Below are 629 nucleotides of genomic sequence, written 5' to 3'. Positions count from 1 at the left end.
GAGACCCGGCCAGCGCCGCCACCGCCCTCGCCAAACTCCTCAAGGACGAGACCCGCGTGCGAGGGGCCGACCACCCGGACACCCTCTCCACGCGATATTGGGCTGCTCGCTTCCGCGGCGAGGCAGGAGACCCGGCCAGCGCCGCCACCGCCCTCGCCGAACTGGTCAAGGACCGTACCCGCGTGCTGGGCGCCGACCACCCGGACACCCTCTCCACGCGGCATCAGGCTGTTCACTTCCGCGGCGAGGCGGGAGACCCGGCCGGCGCCGCCACCGCCCTCGCCGAACTGGTCAAGGACCGTACCCGCGTGCGGGGGGCCGACCACCCGGAGACCCTCGACACACGGTTTTGGGCTGCTCACTTCCGCGGCGAGGCGGGAGACCCGGCCAGCGCCGCCACCGCCCTCATCGAACTGGTCCAGGACCAGACCCGCGTGCTGGGCGCCGACGACCCGGAGACCCTCTCCACGCGGTATTGGGCTGCTCGCTTCCGCGGCGAGGCGGGAGACGTGGCTGGCGCCGCCACCGCCTTCGCCGAACTCGTCAAGGACGACGTCCGCGTGCGAGGGGCCGACGACCCGGAGACCCTCTCCACGCGGCATCAGGCTGCTCGCTTCCGCGGCGAGGCG

1 protein-coding gene is annotated in these 629 nt (G+C 73.6%); it reads left to right on the top strand.

Annotated features, from left to right (window positions below; all coding sequences use genetic code 11):
• Positions 1-629 (top strand): tetratricopeptide repeat protein (locus tag KUM49_RS37720; protein WP_374200250.1); only part of this gene is annotated, 629 nt, incomplete at both ends.

This window comes from Streptomyces sp. AC555_RSS877, from assembly GCF_019049245.1.
Classification (GTDB): Bacteria; Actinomycetota; Actinomycetes; order Streptomycetales; family Streptomycetaceae; genus Streptomyces.
Note: the sequence above shows the minus strand (reverse complement) of the source record. Positions and strands in the feature narration are given on the sequence as shown.